The sequence below is a fragment of the Streptomyces sp. Q2 genome, from assembly GCF_056820935.1.
In genome coordinates this window covers 142,198-161,354 of sequence record NZ_JBXEJE010000025.1, presented here as the reverse complement: position 1 = coordinate 161,354, position 19,157 = coordinate 142,198, and the positions used below count along the sequence as shown (strand labels likewise).

General features: G+C 68.5%; 19 protein-coding genes and 1 pseudogene. 13 read left to right on the top strand and 7 right to left on the bottom strand.

Annotated features, from left to right (window positions below):
• Positions 1 to 30: 30 nt before the first annotated feature.
• From ACWBNA_RS27615 to ACWBNA_RS27605, 3 genes are read right to left on the bottom strand one after another with little or no spacing between them, the layout of a single operon-like run.
• Positions 31 to 894, bottom strand: a complete 864-nt coding sequence (locus tag ACWBNA_RS27615) for an ABC transporter permease (RefSeq protein WP_482707219.1) — start codon at positions 892 to 894, stop codon at positions 31 to 33.
• Positions 891 to 1,865, bottom strand: a complete 975-nt coding sequence (locus ACWBNA_RS27610) for an ABC transporter ATP-binding protein (RefSeq protein WP_482707218.1) — start codon at positions 1,863 to 1,865, stop codon at positions 891 to 893. The genes ACWBNA_RS27615 and ACWBNA_RS27610 overlap by 4 nt, the downstream gene beginning before the upstream one ends.
• A gap of 41 nt (positions 1,866 to 1,906) precedes the next feature.
• Positions 1,907 to 2,275, bottom strand: a complete 369-nt coding sequence (locus ACWBNA_RS27605; protein ID WP_482707217.1) for a hypothetical protein — start codon at positions 2,273 to 2,275, stop codon at positions 1,907 to 1,909.
• A 410-nt stretch (positions 2,276 to 2,685) separates the two neighbouring features.
• On the opposite strand from ACWBNA_RS27605, the gene ACWBNA_RS27600 reads away from it, so the two are divergent.
• From ACWBNA_RS27600 to ACWBNA_RS27585, 4 genes and pseudogenes are all read left to right on the top strand, one after another.
• On the top strand, positions 2,686 to 4,038 hold the full coding sequence (locus tag ACWBNA_RS27600; RefSeq protein WP_482707216.1) for a cytochrome P450: 1,353 nt from the start codon (positions 2,686 to 2,688) through the stop codon (positions 4,036 to 4,038).
• Positions 4,035 to 5,249: a class I SAM-dependent methyltransferase gene (locus ACWBNA_RS27595; protein ID WP_482707215.1), complete on the top strand. Its 1,215-nt coding sequence runs from the start codon at positions 4,035 to 4,037 to the stop codon at positions 5,247 to 5,249. Before ACWBNA_RS27600 ends, ACWBNA_RS27595 begins: the two co-directional genes overlap by 4 nt.
• A 38-nt stretch (positions 5,250 to 5,287) precedes the next feature.
• A complete protein-coding gene (locus ACWBNA_RS27590) occupies positions 5,288 to 5,473 on the top strand; it encodes a hypothetical protein (protein WP_466779672.1) in 186 nt (61 codons plus the stop codon).
• A gap of 525 nt (positions 5,474 to 5,998) precedes the next feature.
• Positions 5,999 to 6,160 (top strand): annotated as a pseudogene (locus ACWBNA_RS27585) (DUF397 domain-containing protein); the annotation flags it as partial.
• Positions 6,161 to 6,411: 251 nt separating this feature from the next.
• On the opposite strand, the gene ACWBNA_RS27580 reads toward ACWBNA_RS27585, so the two are convergent.
• Complete coding sequence (locus tag ACWBNA_RS27580) at positions 6,412 to 8,274, bottom strand: DUF262 domain-containing protein (protein ID WP_482707214.1); 1,863 nt, start codon at positions 8,272 to 8,274, stop codon at positions 6,412 to 6,414.
• Between the two features lie 122 nt (positions 8,275 to 8,396).
• On the opposite strand from ACWBNA_RS27580, the gene ACWBNA_RS27575 reads away from it, so the two are divergent.
• A complete protein-coding gene (locus tag ACWBNA_RS27575; RefSeq protein ID WP_482707213.1) occupies positions 8,397 to 9,191 on the top strand; it encodes a hypothetical protein in 795 nt (264 codons plus the stop codon).
• 35 nt (positions 9,192 to 9,226) lie between these two features.
• Positions 9,227 to 9,436, top strand: a complete 210-nt coding sequence (locus ACWBNA_RS27570; RefSeq protein ID WP_482707212.1) for a hypothetical protein — start codon at positions 9,227 to 9,229, stop codon at positions 9,434 to 9,436.
• A 227-nt stretch (positions 9,437 to 9,663) separates the two neighbouring features.
• Here ACWBNA_RS27570 and ACWBNA_RS27565 read toward each other — a convergent pair whose 3' ends face one another.
• Positions 9,664 to 10,671, bottom strand: a complete 1,008-nt coding sequence (locus ACWBNA_RS27565; RefSeq protein WP_482707211.1) for an IS481 family transposase — start codon at positions 10,669 to 10,671, stop codon at positions 9,664 to 9,666.
• Positions 10,668 to 11,639: an SDR family NAD(P)-dependent oxidoreductase gene (locus ACWBNA_RS27560; protein ID WP_311125757.1), complete on the bottom strand. Its 972-nt coding sequence runs from the start codon at positions 11,637 to 11,639 to the stop codon at positions 10,668 to 10,670. Before ACWBNA_RS27560 ends, ACWBNA_RS27565 begins: the two co-directional genes overlap by 4 nt.
• A 55-nt stretch (positions 11,640 to 11,694) precedes the next feature.
• Between ACWBNA_RS27560 and ACWBNA_RS27555 the strand changes: the two genes are divergently transcribed.
• Positions 11,695 to 12,117 (top strand): MerR family transcriptional regulator, encoded by a 423-nt coding sequence (locus ACWBNA_RS27555; protein WP_482707210.1) that lies wholly within the window; start codon positions 11,695 to 11,697, stop codon positions 12,115 to 12,117.
• Positions 12,118 to 12,229: 112 nt separating this feature from the next.
• On the opposite strand, the gene ACWBNA_RS27550 is transcribed toward ACWBNA_RS27555, so the two are convergent.
• Complete coding sequence (locus ACWBNA_RS27550) at positions 12,230 to 13,237, bottom strand: hypothetical protein (protein WP_482707209.1); 1,008 nt, start codon at positions 13,235 to 13,237, stop codon at positions 12,230 to 12,232.
• 442 nt (positions 13,238 to 13,679) lie between these two features.
• Between ACWBNA_RS27550 and ACWBNA_RS27545 the strand changes: the two genes are divergently transcribed.
• The 6 genes from ACWBNA_RS27545 (at position 13,680) to ACWBNA_RS27520 (ending at position 19,039) form a co-directional block, all read left to right on the top strand.
• Positions 13,680 to 14,129 (top strand): hypothetical protein, encoded by a 450-nt coding sequence (locus ACWBNA_RS27545; protein WP_383875286.1) that lies wholly within the window; start codon positions 13,680 to 13,682, stop codon positions 14,127 to 14,129.
• Positions 14,126 to 15,514, top strand: a complete 1,389-nt coding sequence (locus ACWBNA_RS27540; RefSeq protein WP_482707208.1) for a hypothetical protein — start codon at positions 14,126 to 14,128, stop codon at positions 15,512 to 15,514. Before ACWBNA_RS27545 ends, ACWBNA_RS27540 begins: the two co-directional genes overlap by 4 nt.
• Positions 15,514 to 15,825 carry a hypothetical protein gene (locus ACWBNA_RS27535; RefSeq protein WP_482707207.1) on the top strand — a complete coding sequence of 104 codons (312 nt, stop codon included), beginning with the start codon at positions 15,514 to 15,516 and terminating at the stop codon, positions 15,823 to 15,825. The genes ACWBNA_RS27540 and ACWBNA_RS27535 overlap by 1 nt, the downstream gene beginning before the upstream one ends.
• Positions 15,826 to 16,248: 423 nt before the next feature.
• Positions 16,249 to 16,779 carry an NUDIX domain-containing protein gene (locus tag ACWBNA_RS27530; RefSeq protein ID WP_482707232.1) on the top strand — a complete coding sequence of 177 codons (531 nt, stop codon included), beginning with the start codon at positions 16,249 to 16,251 and terminating at the stop codon, positions 16,777 to 16,779.
• Between the two features lie 31 nt (positions 16,780 to 16,810).
• Complete coding sequence (locus ACWBNA_RS27525; RefSeq protein ID WP_482707206.1) at positions 16,811 to 16,954, top strand: hypothetical protein; 144 nt, start codon at positions 16,811 to 16,813, stop codon at positions 16,952 to 16,954.
• A gap of 192 nt (positions 16,955 to 17,146) precedes the next feature.
• Complete coding sequence (locus tag ACWBNA_RS27520; protein ID WP_482707205.1) at positions 17,147 to 19,039, top strand: DNA/RNA helicase domain-containing protein; 1,893 nt, start codon at positions 17,147 to 17,149, stop codon at positions 19,037 to 19,039.
• Positions 19,040 to 19,157: the final 118 nt, after the last annotated feature.

Here is a 19,157-nt window from a genome sequence, read left to right as displayed (position 1 = left end):
GTTCGCTTCACCGCGTTACCTCACCCGCGTTCACTTCACCCGTGAGCCGCGCCACCCGAAGGTCAGCACCGTCGCCGCCAGAGCGCCGACCGTCCACAGGGTGAGGACCAGCGCGATCCGGCCGAGCTCCCAGGCCCCGGCCGGCTCCACCGCGGTGAACGAGTCGGGCAGGAACACCGAACGGAAGCCCTGCGCCATCCACTTCAAGGGGAAGAGCGCGGCCGTGGACTGCATCCAGGAGGGCAGCTTGTCGAAGGGGTAGAACACCCCGGAGATGAACTGCAGCACCATGAACACCGGAGTGACGATCGCCGCCGCGGACCGGCTGTTGGGAATGACGGCGCTGTAGGCGACCCCGGCGAGCGCGCACGCGGCCGTGCCCAGGGTCAGACACCAGGCCAGCGTCGCCCAGTCCCGCGCGTCGGCGGGCAGCGGCAGCCCGAAGGCGGCCACCGCGATACCGATGAGCAGGACGGTCTCCAGCACGGTGGTTACCACCACGCGTACCAACTTGCCGATGAAATAGGCCGACTTGGGCATCGGCGTCATGGCCAGTCGGCGGATCGTACCGGTGTCGCGTTCGATGGCGACATTGATGGCGAGACCGGAGAACGCGGTGCTCATCACGCCCGCCGCGATCACTCCGGCCATGAACACCTGCCGGAAGTCGACGTCGGTGCCGTCGACCTTGCCGGAGAAGATCGAGCCGAAGACGACGAGCAGGATCACCGGGAAGAACAGGGTGAAGACCAGCGACTGCTTGTTGCGGAAGAACCCCTTCAGCTCGACGGACGAGCGGGCGACGCTCGCCCGCCACAGACCCGGGGCGCGCCGGGCCACGGCCGTCGCCGTACCAGTGCGCGCGGCGGTTTCGTTGCTGTGGGTGAGCGTCATGCGGCGGCCTCCTCGGTACGGGCGGGTCCGTGCGGCCGGTCGTGCCGGTCGTGCTGGTCGAGGAGTCGCAGATAGACATCTTCGAGCGTGGGCCGGTGGACGCGCAGTTCCGGCAGCTCGTCCACTCCGGCCGCGTGTGCCCAGGCCAGGAGGGCGGTGAGCGCGCCGGAGGGGGCGGGCGTGCACAGCGACACCAGGGTGCCGTCGGTGGTCACGGTGCCCTCCGGGAGGGCGGGCAGCGGGGCCTCGGTAAGCGCGGCCGGCCGGCGGAAGGACACGCTCGCCGGGGTGGTGGCTCGTCCGCCGAGCTCGGCCAGCGGACCGCACTCGACCAGTACGCCGCCGACGATCACTCCGGCGCGCTGGGCCAGTTCCTCGGCCTCGTCGAGGTAGTGCGTGGTCAGGACGGTGGTACGGCCACGCTCGGCGAAGTAACGCACCAGCTCCCATGCCTCCCGGCGCGCCACCGGGTCCAGGCCGGTGGTGGGCTCGTCGAGGAAGATCAGTTCGGGGTCGCCGATGACGCCGACGGCCACGTCGAGCCGGCGCTGCTGCCCCCCGGAGAGCGACAGCGCCTGCGCGCGGTGGTGGGCGCCGAGGCCCACCATCTCCAGGACCTGCCCCACCGGCAGTGGCGCCGGGTACATCGCCGCGAAGTGGGACACGACCTCTCGTACCGTCAGATCGGCGTAGGCGCCGGTGCCCTGGGGCACCACGCCGAGCTTCGCCCGCCATTCCCGCGGGTCCTCGGCCGGGTCGCGGCCGAGGACCCGAATCTCTCCGCCGGTTCTGCGCCGCACGCCCGTCAGCATCTCCACGGTCGTGGTCTTCCCGGCGCCGTTGGGGCCCAGCAGTGCGAAGACCTCGCCTCGATGGATGTCGAGGCTGACGTCGTTCACCACGCAGGTGCCGCCGTAGCACTTGGTCAGACCGCGAACGGAAACGGGATGCTCCGTCAGGGCAGTGGGCATGGATCACTCCAGCGAAGTGGGAATCGGTGCGGGCGCGGCTGTCAGGTGCAGCAGCAGCACGGGCAGCAGCAGTAGTTGCAGCCGGCCGCGACGTCCGACAGGTCGCCCTCGCTCAGCTCGGCGGCGTCGACCACCGGCGTCTCGGGGATGTGGAACTCGTAGCGCCCGGTCTCCAGACCGGTCTCCCACAGGGCGACCTGGACGTCCAGGTTGCCCTCCTGGGAGCCCTCGGGGGCCTGGGTGACGATGACCACCTCGGCGCCCGGGGGAATCTCGAGACCGGACTCGGTCAGCGCCGCGCGGGGGTCGGCCTGCAGTCGGGCGGCGAAGTCCCCGTCGGACCAGGCGCTGATCAGCACCTGGGTATAAGCGTTGACGAATTCTGCCCTCTGCTGCGGGTCAAGTGCCATGCGATTCTCCTCTGTTCACATTCCGACCCGAGAGGCGGAAGTGTGGGGAACATGTCGTGTGCCGGCGACATGGAGAACATTTGCATGACCCGGGCCTTCCGCCCAGACGCAAATAAACGTAATCCGAAAGCCCCACCGCATGAGTATTCCGGCCCGAAAACATAAGCATTGAGCACCTCCGGCGGGATGGGTACAGTGACGCAACTGCGCCTGTTCTTCTCCGGTTTCACGCCTCCGGCATGTTCTCACGCCCGGCGTCCGCCACTCCCCCTCGCGGGAGAATCCAGCAGGAATTCAGTTACGTATTGCGGAATTACCCGGTCCGCGTACGTATCGGGATCCCGGCATACGTACACGGCGTACGTATCGATCGTCCGGGCCCTCACCGGCCCCCGTACACGGAGGTGCACGTGCCCCCAATCGCCCAGGCAGGGCCCTACCCACCGGGCCCCGCCGCGCCCGTGGACATGCGGCGCATGCGCAGCGATCCGCTGGCGTTCGTCACCGGGATGAACCGCCGTTACGGCGACATCACCAGCCATGAGGGCGACGGCGAGCGGGTGTTCATGCTGCACCGCCCCGAACTGGCCCGGCACGTCCTCAAGGACAACGTCGCCAACTACACCAAGGCGAACACCCCCGACGACGCCATGCTCCGCCCGCTGCTCGGCAACGGGCTGCTGACCAGCGACGGCGAGGAGTGGGCGAGGCAGCGCAAGCTGTGCGCGCCCGCCTTCCGGCGCTCCGCCGTCACCTCGTTCGACGGCATCATCACCGAGGAGACCCAGGCCCTCCTGAACCGCTGGCGGCCGACGCTCGGCTCGGGTGCCGCGCTGCCCGTCGAGCACCACCTCACCTCGCTGACGCTCGCCATCCTCACGCGGGCGGTCCTCGGCGTCGACCTCGGCTCGGCCGGGGAGGGCTTCGGCCGCGCGGTCGACGCGGCCAACCGCTTCATGGGCCACTACGTACCCGATCCCGACCCGGATCCCCAGGACACGGCGCTGCGGCGCCAGGGGTACGTACAGGCGCGGATGTTCCTCCAGTTGGTCACGCGTACGGTGATCGCCGCGCGGCGCTCGGTGGCCGGCGGTCCGGCAGGGGACGGGCACGGGGAGGCCGGCACCGGCTCGCTGATGGACGCGATGCTCGACGGCCTCGACGACACCGGTCTGCGCGACCAGGTCCTCACCCTGATCATGGCCGGTCACGAGACCACCGCCAAGGCCCTGACCTGGACCCTCTACCTGCTGGACCAACATCCGCAGGAGGCGGACAAGGTGCGCGATGAGGTCGACCGGGTCCTCGGCGACCGCACCCCGACCGCCGCCGACCTGACGGACCTGCCCCGCTGCCGGCGCGCCGTCGAGGAGGCCATGCGGCTGTACCCGCCGGTGTGGCTGATCTCCCGGCGCGCCACGGGCCCCGACACCATCGCCGGGCACAACGTACCGGCGGGCACGCTCGTGTGCGTCAGCCAGTGGGTGCTGCACCGCCACCCGGACTACTGGGAGCGGCCCGAGGCGTACGTACCCGACCGGTTCGACGGGGCGGCGCTGCCCAGCCACCTGTACCTGCCGTTCGGCGGCGGCGAGCGCGCCTGCATCGGGCGCCATCTCGCCCTGGTCGAGGCGGTGTTGGTGCTCGCGATGCTGGTCCGCTCGGTCCGTCTCGAACTGGAGCCGGGGTTCGTGGTGGAGCCCGAGGCACTGGTCACGCTGCGCCCCCGGCACGGTATGCGGATGACGGCGAGGACCCGATGACCGCGCCACCGCGCCCCGCCGGTTCCAACGACCCGATGACCGCACCACCGAGCCCGGCGGGTTCCTCCGACCCGATGACCGCACCACCCCGCCCCGCGGGTTCCTCCGACCCGATGACCGCACCACCCCGCCCCGCGGGTTCCTCCGACCCGATGACCGCCCCACCGCGCCCCGCGGGTTCCTCCGACCCGATGACCGCCCCACCGCGCCCCGCGGGTTCCTCCGACCCGATGACCGCCCCACCGCGCCCCGCGGGTTCCTCCGACCCGATGACCGCCCCACCGCGCCCCGCGGGTTCCTCCGACCCGATGACCGCAACACCCCGCCCCGCGGGTGCCTCCGACCCGATGACCGCACCACCCCGCCCCGCGGGTTCCTCCGACCCGATGACCGCACCACCCCGCCCCGCGGGTTCCTACGACCCGGCCGCGACCACCTCCGGCGGGCTGGCCGGTGAACTCGCCCGTCTGGAGGCCCAGGCGGCGCTCTCCTTCGACCAGGAACTGCGCATCCTGCGCGAGGCGGGACTCACCGAGGCCTCCGGCCCGCTGGTGGAGGTGGGGGCCGGTTCCGGTGCGGTGACCCGACGGCTGCGTACGGCCCTGCCCGGCCTGCCCCTGATCGCCGTCGACATCGACCCGGACCTGCTCGCGCACGCCGAAGGCAGCGGCGCCCAAACCCTGGTCGCCGACGCGGCCGATCTCCCGCTGGAAACCGACAGCGTCGGGTGCGTACTGCTGCGCTACGTACTCCAGCACCTGTCCGACCCGCGACCCGCCCTCGCCGAGGCGTTACGCGTACTGCGGCCCGGCGGGCTGATCGCGGTCACCGAGATCGACGACGCGTGCTGGGGTCTCGCCACCCCCTCGTACCCCGAACTGGCCACCGTCCACGCGAAGTCGGCGGCGGCCCAGCAGTCGGCGGGCGGCGACCGCACGATCGGCCGCCGGACCACCCGGCTGCTGCGCCGGGCCGGGTTCGACGGGGTCGACCTGCGGCCCTTCGCCACCACGAACGACTACCGGCCCACCGAGGACTTCGCCCCGCACCTGGGCCCCTGCCGCCTGCAGCCGCTCGTCGCGTCCGGAGCCGTAAGCCTCGCCGAGTTCGCGCTCGCCGCCGACCGCTGGAACCGCTTCCGCACCGATCCCGACGCCTGGGTAATGCTGCTCGGCCTCACGGCCACGGCGACCGCCCCGACTCCTCTCTGAACCTCCCGCTCCTCCAACACCTCCGGAAGGAGGCTGTGATGAACCCCAGCCTCAAGATCTTCATCACCATCTTCTGCTACATCAGCGGCGTCATGGGCGTCGTCACCGCCGTACTCAACGCCAGCCAGAAACCGGCGGCGACGACGGCGGCGATCGTCGCCGGCGCCGTGGGCGTCGTCTTCCTGTTCGCGGGGCTGGCGTTGAGTCGTAAGCCGCGCCACTGAGACACGTCCGAGTCGTCTGATGGGTGATCGTCACCTGAGGGGCGGGCAGGGCGCCGGGTCCGCCGGTGGTGGGCGAGATCGTCGCCGAGTTCCTGGCCGGCCCCTCCTTGCTCGGGCTGCCCTCCGTGCTCGGCCGGCTCGGGCGGCTGGTCTTCATGCACCAGGGGGCCACCGGTGTCGCCCGTGCACGCCGACACGCCGTCCTTGCCAGTGACCGTGGCCGTGGCCGTGGTGGCGGCGGACGCGTCACCGGGTCTCGGCATGTCTTACACCCAGGCCAGATGCAGGTTCCGTGACGCATCGATCACGTCTGGCAACGATTCAGTTCAGAACAGGCGAATCTGCTGCGCCGCCAGCTACCACCGCGTGGCCACGCTCCAGGACACGGTGACGGCGGCCCGCACGTGCTGTCCGCGCAGCCTCAGCCCGGCGAGTGTCTGCTCGGCCAGCAGCATGTCTCGTGTCCTTGTTCTGGTCGCTCGGGGTCGGCCTGGCGGACGGCCTGAGGTGTAGCAGAGGCCGTGCAGCTACAGCGGAGCCGAGGGCGGCGGTTGTGTAGAGGTCGCGGCTGCTACCGCAGTTGTTCACGTCCGGGACTCCAAGGCCGCCACCGGGCCCGTCGTCACGGTGTCGCGGGAAGCGTGGGCGGGCTTCGTCCAGTCGGCCGCGTCGAGGCGGGACGTCTGACGCTCATACGATCGCGAGAGCCCTGCCGGTTCCTGTCGGACGGCAGGGCTCTCATGCAGGCAGGGTGCCGAGTCCAGCCGTCGGCGACCCGCGGGACCGAGGCCACCAACCTGAACTGCGCGCGTCCGGCTATCCACCTCAACTGATAGGCGCTTCAGTCAGAGAACCTGGCCCGAACAGGAAGATGACCACTCGGTGAAAACATTTAGCCGGTGGGACTCTCGGGCCTTGCTGCACGCCATCTCCCTGAGTCAGTCGGTGTCGGCCTTAAGTTTCGGCCACGCCAGAAGGGCGATGCGGGCAAGCCACAGCGTGCGCAGCTGAATCCGGTCCTCGTCCCAGTGCGCGGCCCAAGCATCAGAGCTCCACTTCTCGCTAAGCCCCTCAGGTGCGGAGAGGACCGAGGAGGTTGTCAGCCGCAGAAGACTGTGAGCGCGCAGACTGTCCTTCTTGTGGGGCCATTCCCGGTTACTCAACGCCGGGTTGAGCTTCGTCGTAGTGAGGGTGAGATTCCCAAGCTGATGGACTGCTTCATGCCGTTTCTTCAGATTCTTCTCGCTGTCACCGTCGGCAAGCGGCCAGTGGGACTCCCACTTCTGCGGGAGGACATGTTCAATATTCAGTCGAGGGTCCGAACTGGACAGTACTGGCGCATGCTCAGTCTTCGGCGTCCGCAGATGGTTCTCAAGCCCGACCAACAGAGCCTTCAACCGCGCGCGATAGGAGCGAAGGTAAAGATCATCCGAGATCAGGGCTGCAAAGAAAGTCGGGTCGTCAGGCCACAGCCGAGCGTCCGCCGTTTGATTCCACAGGCTCCGTACTACGGCGTAACCAGCCCGAGCGGGATCGCTCTGTTGAACGTCGGCCAGTACCTGGACAAAGAGTCGATTATAGTCCTTCGTCGTCATCAGACACACAGCTCGCCGCATGAGAAAAGAGTCGATAGCGCGGGCCGCGATGGCTCGTTGGTCGCTTGGTACGTCCTCCGTCGCGTGCAGGTAGAGCAGCACCGGCCACGGCGTCGTCGTCATCGTCTGCATGCGATCGAGCAATCGGCCGGTGGGATCGGTCAACGGCAAGTCCCGAAGCCGCTGATACGTGTCGGCGTAGTGCCTGATGTCCCGGATGACCTCCGAAGCGTGTCGACCGCTCTCCGGCAGCCACTTCTTGAAGTCGGCGAAGAGATGCTCCACCAGAACGTCTTGACGCCTTTGGACGGTCAGCCAATAAGCCAGGAGCAAGTCAATCAGGGCCCGCTTGATGCGTCCGGTTGTGACCTGGCCACGCCATGGCTGGGCGTCCAGAGGCAGCCAGGCGTTCATCAGCAGCTCTTCAGAATGTTGGTGCTGCCCCTGAGACTCCACTGTCTGGAAAAGGAGGTTCTTTACAAGGTCGGCGGCATCGAGGCGCACACCTCGGTGGTTGAGCGCCTCAAAGATCACTTGTGGGTCGTCACCGGCGTCCAGGACGATCTCGACGAGCTGCATGCGCTCTTGAAGTGTGTAATAGAGATCGTCGAGGCGCTGGGCGGGGTTGGAACTCGCCTTGGCCCAGTCGCTGATCTCCTGCTCGAACCACATGCGGGCACGTACCAGCCGGTGATCTGGGTCGGAAGCGATACCTTCGTCATCACTGCGGCGCACAGCCCAGAGGAATGCCGCCCGGTCCTGAGGGAGCGGCCAGACTTTGTATCGGTCGTCCGGGAAGGCCTCATGAACCGTCTCCGTGCGGTTCTCCAACAGACTCGTGAAACGCCCGACCACGCTGTCGGCAGCGATACCGTGGGCGACAGTCCGAGCCGCAGCGAAGAGAACCTGCAGTGTGGTCATGCGCTGCTGGCCGTCGATGATGTGGGACGAACCAAGGCGCCGGGGCGGCCGGTACCGCTCTTGTACGACTACAGCGCCCAGAAAATAGGTGCGCGGCTTCGACTGCCCGGCATCACTCTGCGCCTCTGCCTCAGCTTCCACTTCCTCCGCAGCCGTACGGACGTCTTTCCAGAGGGGTTCCCAGTTATCCTCCTGATCCCAGACATAGGGCCTCTGGAAGATCGGGATCACGCTCTGGTGGTCGTTCGCGAAAACCTTCCCCAACTTGACGTCGCCGGCCTGCATCGCCCCTCCAGTCCCAGCACCTGCATGGTCATCGCAGCGTAACGGCGCTGTGCCGATCGGCGTGACGGCTTACGAAGGTCCGCGGGCCACGCGCCAGGCTGCGAGGGCTGCCGCCTACCGCTGTGCCCTGTTCCGCCGGGACCCCGAAAAGTACAAGCCCGTCCACGCCCTCACCGACGCCGAACTCGGCTACGGCCTCGCCGCCTGGGCCCAGGCACCTGCCCGTCACCCCTCGCGCGGGCCTGCGTGAGCTGCGCCGCCCCTACTTCCGGGCCCGTTCCTCCTTCGCCCTCCCCGAGGACGAGGACGGCACGGCGTCCGCCCGGGACACCGAAGACGACTCGGCGACGTACGACTCCCCCGCCTGGTGCGAGCGGGTCCGCGCCCTGAACGCGGAGGTGCTGCGCGCACTCGGCTACGACGCCAAGCCGCGCACGATGACGGTCACGCGCGCCGACCAGCCGTACGAGGTGCGGGTGGCGCACGCCGAGAAGGGCCTGGTCGCGGTCGACTGCGGCTGGGCCGCCGAACCGGACGCCGCCCTCGACCCGGAGGGCCCCGGCCGTCTCCTGGAGCCGGTGCCGCTGGACGGCCGCAACACCGAACCGACGGGCTCCAAGCTCGCCTCGTTCCTCTTCGCCTGCGAGGACGCGCCCCGCTACGTGCTGCTGCTGGTCGGCGGGGTCGTGGTCCTCGCGGACCGGATGGTGTGGGGTGAGGGACGCTACCTCGCGGTCTCCCTCGACGCGGCCCTGCAACGCAACGACACCCAAGGCGGGCGGCGAACTCGACACGATCGCCGCCCTGTTCGGCGCGGACTCGCTGCGTACGCCGGAGGAGGGCGGCGAGAACCCCCTCGCGGAACTCGTCGGCAAGTCCACCAAGCACGCGGTGGGTGTCTCCAGCGAACTGCGTGACGGACTGCGGCTGAGCGTCGAGCTGATCGCGGGAGGTGCTGGCCCGACTGCGCGAGCAGGGCGCACGCCCCGAGGACATCGGCGAACTGTCCGACTTCGGCAAGCAGTTGACCCGCGAGTCGCTCCGCTACCTCTACCGGATCCTGTTCCTCCTCTACGCGGAAGCCCGCCCCGAGCTGGGCATCCTGCCCGCCGACTATCCCGAGTACCAGCAGGGCTACGGCCTCGGCGCCTCGGCGAATTGATCGCCGAACGCGACCTGGTCGACGAGAAAGTCCCGGCAGGGCACGTACCTGTACGAGTCCCTGGACCTGCTCTTCCGCAAGGTGCAGGAGGGCTACCGTTCCCGCCGGACGCACGGCCCCTCGGTCTCGGACGAGGACGGCGTCAAGGTGGACGTCAAGGCCAGGCCCTTGCCCAGTTCACTCACGCGTCTGCTCACCGCCACCGCCCGTACCCACCGACGCCCACGCTAGGTGTAGGAGGGCCGAACGTTGGTGACGCCGTTCTTGAGGCGTGCTGCGGGCGGCAGGCCGCCCGTTCCGCTGTGCGGGCGGTGGTAGTTGTAGTGGATGTTCCAGTTGCTGAGGGCAGCGGCGCGGTCTTCTTCGCTGGTGAACTCGCGGGCGTAGAGGATCTCTTCGGCCATGATCCGTTGGTAGCGTTCCACCTTCCCGTTGTGGCGGGGCGTGTAGGGCTTGGTCTTCTGGTGCCGGGTTCGGTTGCCGATGATGCGGGCGAAGTCGCGCGAGCGGTAGCAGGCGCCGTTGTCGGTGACGACGCGCTGGAGGTGGTTGATGCCGTGGGCGGCGAACCAGACCTTCGCCCGGGCCAGAAAAGCGGCTGCCGTGGCGCCCTTCTCGTCAGCGAGCGGCTCGGTGTAGGCGAGCCGGGAGAAGCCGTCGATGGCGGAGTGGAGGTATACGTAGCCACGCTTCGCGCCCGCTGACTTCGCGCGGCCTGCTGCCTTGGCCTGTTTGGAGTCGCGACCGTGGATACGCCAGCCGCCACCGTGGGGAATCCGTCCGACCTTCTTCACGTCCAGGTGCACCATGTGGCCGGGCCAGCGAGCGGTGATCTTGACTGGCGTCCGGTTGCTGGCTCCGCACGGATCGAGGAACCGGCGGCGTCCGAGTCCCAGCCGGGTCAGATGCCGTGTGACGGTGCGGCGGTTGACCGTGTAGCCAAGCTCGGCCAGCTCGTGGGTGATCCGCTGCGCGGACCACTTCTTCTGGCGTCGCCAGGATTCGTTCTCGATGACCCATGCCGGGGTCGCATGCGGGATGTGGCGTGGGGTCGACGGACGGTCGAGCAGACCGAGGTCACCATGACGGCGCCACCGGTTGACCCACTTCGAGGCGCACGCCCGAGAGATGCCCATCTCGGCGGCGACGTGCGCGATCGGGCGGGCGCGGCAGCGTTCGACGAGGCGACGTCGGCCTTCGATGGTCAGTGGTGCGTTGCGGTGCGGTGACGTCATCGGGTGATCGGGGCGGTGCCGGTCGCGGCGATGGACAGGTCCCACAGCCGTGCGGCTGCATCGGGGTCGATGGCGTAGGCGCGGACGCCGCCGTCGTCCATGGACGCATCGGGGGCGGAGATGCCGGCGATGTCGCAGTCCTCCAGGTAGAGGCCGCCGCAGTCGGCGAGGAGAGGGGAGGTGGCGGCCCACAGGCCGGTGGCGGCGCCCTGGGAGGGGGTCTTGAAGTCGGTGGCGATCACGTTGCCGTGCTCGTTCACCCACCCGCGGTCGATCTGTTCTTGGAGTGCCATTTCCCGCTGCAGCCCGGTGATGATCTTGCCTGGATGAAGTGAGAAGGCCCGGACGCCGTCGCCGCGCCCGAGCGTGTCGAGGTGTACGGCGAAGAGGGCGTTGGCGGTCTTGGCCTGGCCGTAGGCCAGCCACTTGTCGTAGCCGGTGCGGAAGTGCGGGTCGTGCCAGCGGATGTCGGTCAGGGTGTGGCCGGCGGAGCTGTTGACCACGACGCGTGCACCGTCGGCGGCGGCCAGGAGCGGGTAGAGCTCGCAGGCGAGGGCGAAGTGCCCGAAGTGGTTGGCGGTGAGCTGGCCCTCCCAGCCGGGTCCCACGCGCCGTTCGGGAGTGGCCATGACTCCGGCGACGGCCATGAGCAGGTCGAGCCTGGCCAGGGAGTCGCGGATGTGTGCGGCGGCGGCCCGCACGCTGGCGAGGTCGGTCAGGTCCATGGGGATGACCTCGCAGCCCTTCACATTCGCGAGTGCGGCCCGCGCGATGTCAGGCCGGCGCGCCGGAACGATGACGCGGGCTCCGGCGGCCGCGAGGGTACGAGTGGTTTCCAGGCCGAGCCCGGAGTAGCCCCCGGTCACCACGGCGTTCGTGCCGGACAGATCGAGGCCCGCGGTGACGTCCTGGGCAGTGCTGGTGGGGGAGAAGGGCGAGCCGAGCGGCTGCTGATCAATGCTGGTCATGCCATCGAAGCTACGATCTAGAGCGAGGTCTAGATCAAGTCCTAGACTGCGACGCATGGCTAGCACCGAGACTCCTGCAACACCACTGAGCATCGGCGACGTGGCCGAGCAGACCGGACTCAGCGTCCACGCGCTGCGCTTCTACGAGCGCGAGGGACTGCTCGTCGGACCGGTCCAGCGAACCTCCGGAGGCCGACGACGGTACAGCGCGCTCGACGTCGACTGGCTGCTGATCTGCGTCAAGCTACGGGAATCCGGGATGCCGCTGGCCGACCTCAAGCAGTTCGCCGAGCTGGTGCGGCACGGTCCGGGAAACGAGGCGGAACGCCTGCAGCTTCTCGAAGCCCACCGGCGGCGCGTCGACGCACAGATCCAGGCACTGGAGGAGTGCCGGTCCGTCATCACCTGGAAGGTCGGCGTCTACGCCGACCACCTCGCCCGCGGCAAGGTCGAAGGACTCTGGGACCCCACGACCTGAAACCTCACGGCAGCGTCAGCAACCTTCTGCCCCGCAACAGCTAGGAAGCACACGCTCACCACACCTCCGAAGCTCGAAAGTTCACCCGCACAAGTGCTCACCGTGGGTACGGTCAGGCGGCCGAGTGGACCAGTTCGGCCTTGTGGCGGCCACGGCGTTCGCTGCAATCACGGCAGAGCGCGCGCGGATCCTGCGAGCGGAAGGCGCGTTCACAGCCGTCGCAGGTGACCAGCGGTACCGGTTGCGATGGAGACGTCACCGTCGCCGTACGGGCAGGTCCCGGCGGCAACGGCGGTGGTAGAAGGGCAGTCAGGCGGTATTCGAGGAACCGGGCCGGATTGCGGATGAGGTCGGCCTCGGGCGGGAGGCCCGCGGTGAGCGTGCGAGTGATCTGGTCCGGCGTCGCGGAACGCGCTAGCCAGGACTCGACAGCGGGCGCGAGCCGCTGAACGTCCCGTTCGGACAACAACAGCCGGGCGTCGGCGAGACGCAGACGCGCGAGCAGGTCGGCCGCCGGTCCGTCGGGCACCGTCACGGGTTCGGGTCCAGCACTCCTCGTACGTACAGAAGCCGTCGGTGAGTCAGGCCGCGAGCCCTGCGCAAGACCCCGAACAGCCACCGTCGCCGGAGCAGGACGAGGCCCGGCCTCATCCCCGGCGGCGGGGGACGGGACAGGCTCGGCGACAGCCCCCAACCCGCTGCCCCGCACAGAGGCTCGTACGACCACCCCCGGATGATCGAGAAAGAACGTACGCGTGGCGATACGGCCACCCCCGAGCGGCACCCGGCGGCGGACGAGGTACCCGGCCGCCTCCAGTTCGCGCAGCGCCCTGCCGATCGTCACCTCGCCCTCCGGGAAGCGCAGGGTCAGCGCCTTGATGGTGACCGAGGCGCCATCCGGCAGGGACTGGATGTGGACGCCGATGCCGATCGCCGTGGCGGAGAGGCGGGGGTGCTGGGCGAGGTGGTTGCCTACGACCGTGTAGCGCTCAGTGTGGCGGTGACGTACGTGGAGGACTCCGGCGCGAGGCGCGTCCGGCGGGAGTTCCGGGGGCGCGGGCGGCGAGTGCTCGGGCGACGGGTACGCGGGCACGGCCGCGTTAGACTGCGGATCAGCCATCGGGAAGCTCTACTCTTCCTGGTTGGTCAGGCCCTCGCCGGGATTGCCGTCCTGCCGGGGGCCGTTCTCTGTTTGCGGTTGTGTGCGGCGACCGTACCCCACCCGCGCGACCCGCTGACGGTCCCATCACTCGAACGAGTGGCGCCCCAACTCGGAGACCACGCAGGCGGGTTCGGTGGGGTCGGTAATTTCCCCAAGGGCTTTGAAGAACGTCGCGCACGACCGAGTCACGGGATCCCGCGTCCCGGTACCGAGCTGGGCGAATAGCCCGTCACCGGGTCGTCAACGCTCCAACGCCCCCGTGGGCGGCTCGGGTTGTGCGCGACTGGCCAAGACGGTGTGTGAACCAGCCCCCACACGGAGCGGCGAGGTTTCGGTACGCACCCCTCCAGTGGCATGATCGATTGGCTGTTCGAGGTGACGGACTTGGAGGGGGAACAGGTTGTCTTTCGAAGAGGAGTGGGCCCAGTTGAAGGCCGACGCCCTGGCGCGTCAGCAGACCGGCATGCAGATCGATCAGCTGCCGGCAGACAGCGGCGGCGGGGCCGTCGCCCCGGCTACCGGCTCCCTGGTCGCCAAGGCCGAGTCGATCAATGGCAACGCGAATCTGCTGATCGAGATCGCGGGCTTTCTCCATGAGGGCCGGCCCGATGCCGAACTGACCACCATGGCCCGCGAACCCCGGGCGCCCGCGGACGTGGCCAAGCAGGTGGCGCGGTTCGCGGGATTCGCCGGTGACCAGTACCTGGACGTGGTCGCCCTGTTCGCGGCGCTGTCCACTCGCCTCAGGACGACCGGCAGCGACTTCGTGAAGATCGACGACGACACGGCCCGAGGCTTCCTGGACAACGTCCTGGAGTACGGCCAGTACGTCGCCCCGGAGGCGCGATGAGCAGCGGCATCAGTCACCGCAAGGACGTCGAGTTCCTGGAGGACTGCAACCCGCCCCTCGTCGAGCGGAACGCGGACGAGTTCAAGCGCCTGCACGACATGCTCGTGGCGGTCGACCCTTCCGCCGAGCGGGCCGAGAAGCACACGCGGTGGAAGAGCGAGGGCAGTCAGCACTACGAGGCCCGGCTCGCCGAGGGGCGCAAGCTGATGGCGGAGCTCGCGGAAGGCTACGACAAGGCCGCCGGCGCTCTGCGCAGCTACGCGTTCGCGCTGGAGGTCGCCAAGGCCCACTACTCCAACGGCAAGGCGAACGAGCAGACCCTCGCGGAACTGATCCACACCAAGGGCACGGCGATCACCCGTGAGGCGCAGGAGGCGGAGCCGATGCGCCAGTGGGAGGACATGCGGGACACCACAGGTGTCATGGACTTCTTCGCCGAGCTGACCATGGATGTCGACGACATCCGCGACGACGCGAACCGGCTGCACGACGCCGCCGGTGGGGACTTCCACCTGGCGAAGATCACGGAGCACGAGGCGCGGGAGATCTGCGTGCACGAGCTCAAGCAGGCCTACGACCTGCTGCCGGACTTCCGGATGGGTTTCATCCAACGTGTCGACGTCGTCTCGGCGATCGCGGAGTTGCGGCGAGAGGCGGCCGAGGCGAGCACGAACCCGCTGACGCGGCTGCCCGGCAGCGGCCCCAAGCAGGACTACTACCCCCTCGCCGGCGACGACATCGTCTCCCCGACGCTGCGGGACATCCGCCTCCAGGTCGCCAACCTCCCCGGCGCGCAGGACAGTTACTGGAGTCCACCGTCCAACGCACAGGACCGGGCCGACTGGATAGCGGCGAACAAGGAGATCATCAAGGCCGCGGCACGGAATTCGGGGCTGCCGCCGGACATGGTGGCCGGTATCGCGTGGCAGGAGATCGGCGGCCAGCCCGGCATCCTGGACGACATGACGGACACCATCCGCGAACAGGCGGACTCTCCCCTGAGCCCGATCGCTCCTGAGAGCCTGCCGTGGCGACTCGGCGGTGACCCCGACAACACGTCCATGGGTCCCATCGCCATCCAGGTGCGACGTGGCGCCGAGGTTCTCGGTTACGACCCCGAGCACCTCACCGACCAGCAGCGCGGCACGGTGGAAACAGCCCTGCAGGACCCCGCGCAGAACATGTTCATCGCCTCGGAGTACCTGGCCCAGCTCAAGGCGGAGAGCGAGTTCGCCGACGTGCCGGCCGAGGAGATGACACCGGCCCAGTACCAGGAACTCGCCGCGCGTTACAACGGCGGGCCGTACTGGGAGACCGACGACGCCCAGGCCTACGGGCGTGGGTTCGCCAACGACCTGGACAAGGCAAGGAACGCACTGCGCTGATGACCAGCCCCTCCCACGTGGACGACGACCGCGGCTGCCTCCGTGTGGTCCTCGCTGTCCCCCTCACCCTGCTCACCCTCATCGCCGCGTACTTCTGCTGGACGGCGCTGACCATCACGCCGTCCGGCACCTGGGACGACGACGCGTACGCCGGCATCGTGCTGTCGTGCGTCGTCACCATCGCGGCCGCCGGGGCCGCGGCGGCGCTGTGGCTGGTGCCTTCGGTGCGGAGGGCCATGCCGTGGTGGTGGATACTTCCGGCTCTGCTGTTGAGCGTGGTTGCGGGAGTGCGATGGGCCGTGGGCGGCTAGACCGACCGCCACCGTCGCGTGTTGCGTGCGCTCCAACCGGACCGTCCGCTTCCAGCAGGTCGGCACATCGTCGGGCGGCACGAGGACGATCGGCTTCGGAGCCGTGCTAAACGGCGACGCTCATGCCGCGCACGGGACGGCGCCCTATTCCCTCTGGTTGGTGTAGTGATAGCGGGCTTCAAGGATCTTGGCCTCGGGCTTGCCGATGTCATCGAACGGAAGTGAACGTCCCTCACTCCTCACCGAGCGGCTCTTCGAGCTCGTCAAGGGTCTTGGTCGTCCCCGTCTGGCCCGCACGGTCGCGTGCGACAGCTTTCATGAGACTGCGGACGTTTGGCTGGCGATAGCAGGAGTTAGATGGTCTCCTGCCAGGCGTCGTAGTCCTCGGCGGATACGAGGATGGCGTCGCCGTTCTTGGAGTGGATGCGTAACCGGCCGACGGAGGGACGCAACGTGACTCAGCCGCAGCCCGACAACCAGCCCAAAGCCCTGCCACCCGCCCTCGGATCAATGACCCTGCTGGTCGCTGCCGTCATCGTCCACGACAAGACCACCAACCGAGTCGTCCTCCTCCAGCGCGGCCAGAACGCCAAGTTCGCACAGGGCATGTGGGACCTCCCTGTCGGCAAAAGCGACCCCGGCGAGTCCATCACTGAAACGGCCGTACGCGAGCTGTACGAGGAAACCGGCCTGACCGTGAAGCCGGAGTCCCTGGAGGTCGCCCACATCATCCACGGCGCCTGGGGCGTCGAATCCCCCAACGGCTTCCTCACCGTCGTCTTCGCCACCCACGAATGGACTGGTGATCCGGAGAACCGTGAACCGCACAAGCACGCCCAGGTCCGCTGGGTCGACGCTGATGCCATGCCCGGGGAGTTCGTTGAGAGCACCGCCGAGGCTCTGCGGGGGTATCTCACGGGCGGGCGCCAGGTGTCCCTGTACGACTGGAAGTAAGCAGGACTACCGCGCCCCGTTCCGTGAATGCATGTTGCTCATCAAGCCCGCCGGTGATGAGGTCGGCTTCTTCGTCCGTCTGCATCTATCTACATCGATCTGCGTTGATCTGCGTCGGGTCGACGCCCTTGTCCAGCACGATCTCTATGACGCGGTTCCCATGGAACACCTATGACGGTCGCGCCGTCGTCCCCGCGTCACCTGACCGAAGCCTCCCCCGCCCCCTCCCCGTGATCGACTCGCTCACCTAGGATGGCGAGCACCATCTCAGCGGCCCGACGGGCTTCCTGATCCGCCTACTTGGCGGACTCCGCAGGACATGCCCCCACCCGCACGAGTCTTCTTCGTGCTGCATGGGGGCTTTTTCTTGCTGTTCCGTGAGTCCGCGGCGTCCGTGGCCGCCCGCCTCCTCGAAGGGTCGCTGGCGCTGCATCTGACCGAGAACTTCCGTCACCAGCACGGCCGAAGCCCCGCACAGGCGGAGATACGGTCCTGGGAACGCAGCCTCCCCGCGCTCGTCAACGCGCTGATCGAGGCCGGGCTCGACGACGTGGAGGTCCTCGTCGAGTACAGCCTGCCCCTGACCAGCAAGCGCGCGGACGCCGTACTCGCCGGCGTGCACCCGACCACAGGCGAGCTGTCGTACGTCGTCGTGGAACTCAAGCAGTGGAGCGCTGCCTACCCGGAGGAGGACGAGCCGCTGCTGTGCCGCATCGACGCGTACGCGCAGCCCGTCCTCAACCCGATCGAGCAGGTACGGGGCTACTGCGAGTACCTGCTGTCGTTCAACGGGGCGTTGGAGCGGATGCCCAACTCGCTGGCCGGCGTGGCGTTCCTGCACAACGCGACCGAGTTCCAGATCGCGGGGCTGAGGAACGTCGAGGAGAACCAGTACGGCCGGATGTACACCGGGGAACAACGCGGCGCCTTCCTCGACTTCCTGCGCTCGCGGCTCGCCGCGAAGCCCGGCGCGCACGTGGCCGACGTACTGCTCGACGCCAAGGTACGGCCGTCGAAGCAGCTGATGTCCGTCGCGGCAGCCGAGATCCGCGACCGCGAACAGTTCGTGCTCATCGCCGAGCAGAAGGTCGCGTACGAGAAGGTGATGTCCGCTGTCCGCAAGGCCAAGCGCGGCAACCACAAGCAGGTGATCGTGGTGACCGGCGGTCCCGGCTCCGGCAAGAGCGTGATCGCGCTGTCGGTTCTGGGCGAGCTGTACCGCCGCGGAGTACCCGCGCTGCACGCGACCGGGTCGGCGTCGTTCACCAAGACGATGCGCAGGGTCGCGGGGCACAAGAAACGTGAAGTGCAGCAGTTGTTCATGTACTTCAACAGCTTCATGGACGCCGAGCCCAACGACCTCGACGTCCTGATCTGCGACGAGGCCCACCGACTTCGGAAGACCTCCGCGAACCGCTACACCAAGGCGGCGCTCCGCACTGGACGACCCCAGGTGGCGGAACTGATCGACGCGGCCCGGGTCCCCGTGTTCCTGCTCGACCAGCACCAGGTCGTGCGCCCCGGCGAGATGGGGACCCGACAGGAGATCGAACGGGCCGCCGCCGAGCAGAACCTCGACTGCACGGTGGTGGAACTGGACGGCCAGTTCCGGTGCGGCGGCAGCGACGCGTACGAGAAGTGGGTCATCGACCTGCTCGGCCTGGACGGCGGCACCCCCAGCCAGTGGGAGCCCGACGGCAAACTGCAACTACTCACCGCCGAAACCCCGCAGGAACTGGAGGACTTCCTCCTCGCGCGCCGGGAGGAGGGCTACGGCGCCCGCATGTCGGCCGGCTACTGCTGGAAATGGACCACGAAGATCACGCCCGACATGACGACCCTCCCCCAAGACGTCGTGATCGGCCAATGGTCCCGCCCCTGGAACCTCTACGGCGACCGCTCCGCCCTCGGCGCACCACCCGCCCCCCTCTGGGCCACCGACCCGGCCGGCTTCGGCCAGGTCGGCTGCGTCTACACGGCGCAGGGCTTCGAGTACGACTGGTCCGGCGTGATCATCGGCCCGGACCTGGTCTGGCGGACGGACCGCTGGGTCGTGGACCGCTCGGCATCGAAGGACCCGTCTTTCACGAAGGCCACGCCGGACGACGACGTCGACCGCCTCATCCGCAACACATACAAGGTGCTGCTGACGCGCGGAATGGTCGGGACGATCCTCTACTCGACGGACGCGGAGACCCGCGAGAAGCTGCGGTCGCTCATTTATCCGGCGTCGCGGGCCGAGGTGCCGGAACTCGTGTAGTTCGGCGTACGCGAGAGTGGTCATGCGGTGGGCATCGGGCGGTGCAGCGCAGGGGTTGCGTGGCCGCCCCTCTGCCCGTGACGTTCGTCCGGTGTCGATGTCGCCTCCATAAGAGGCG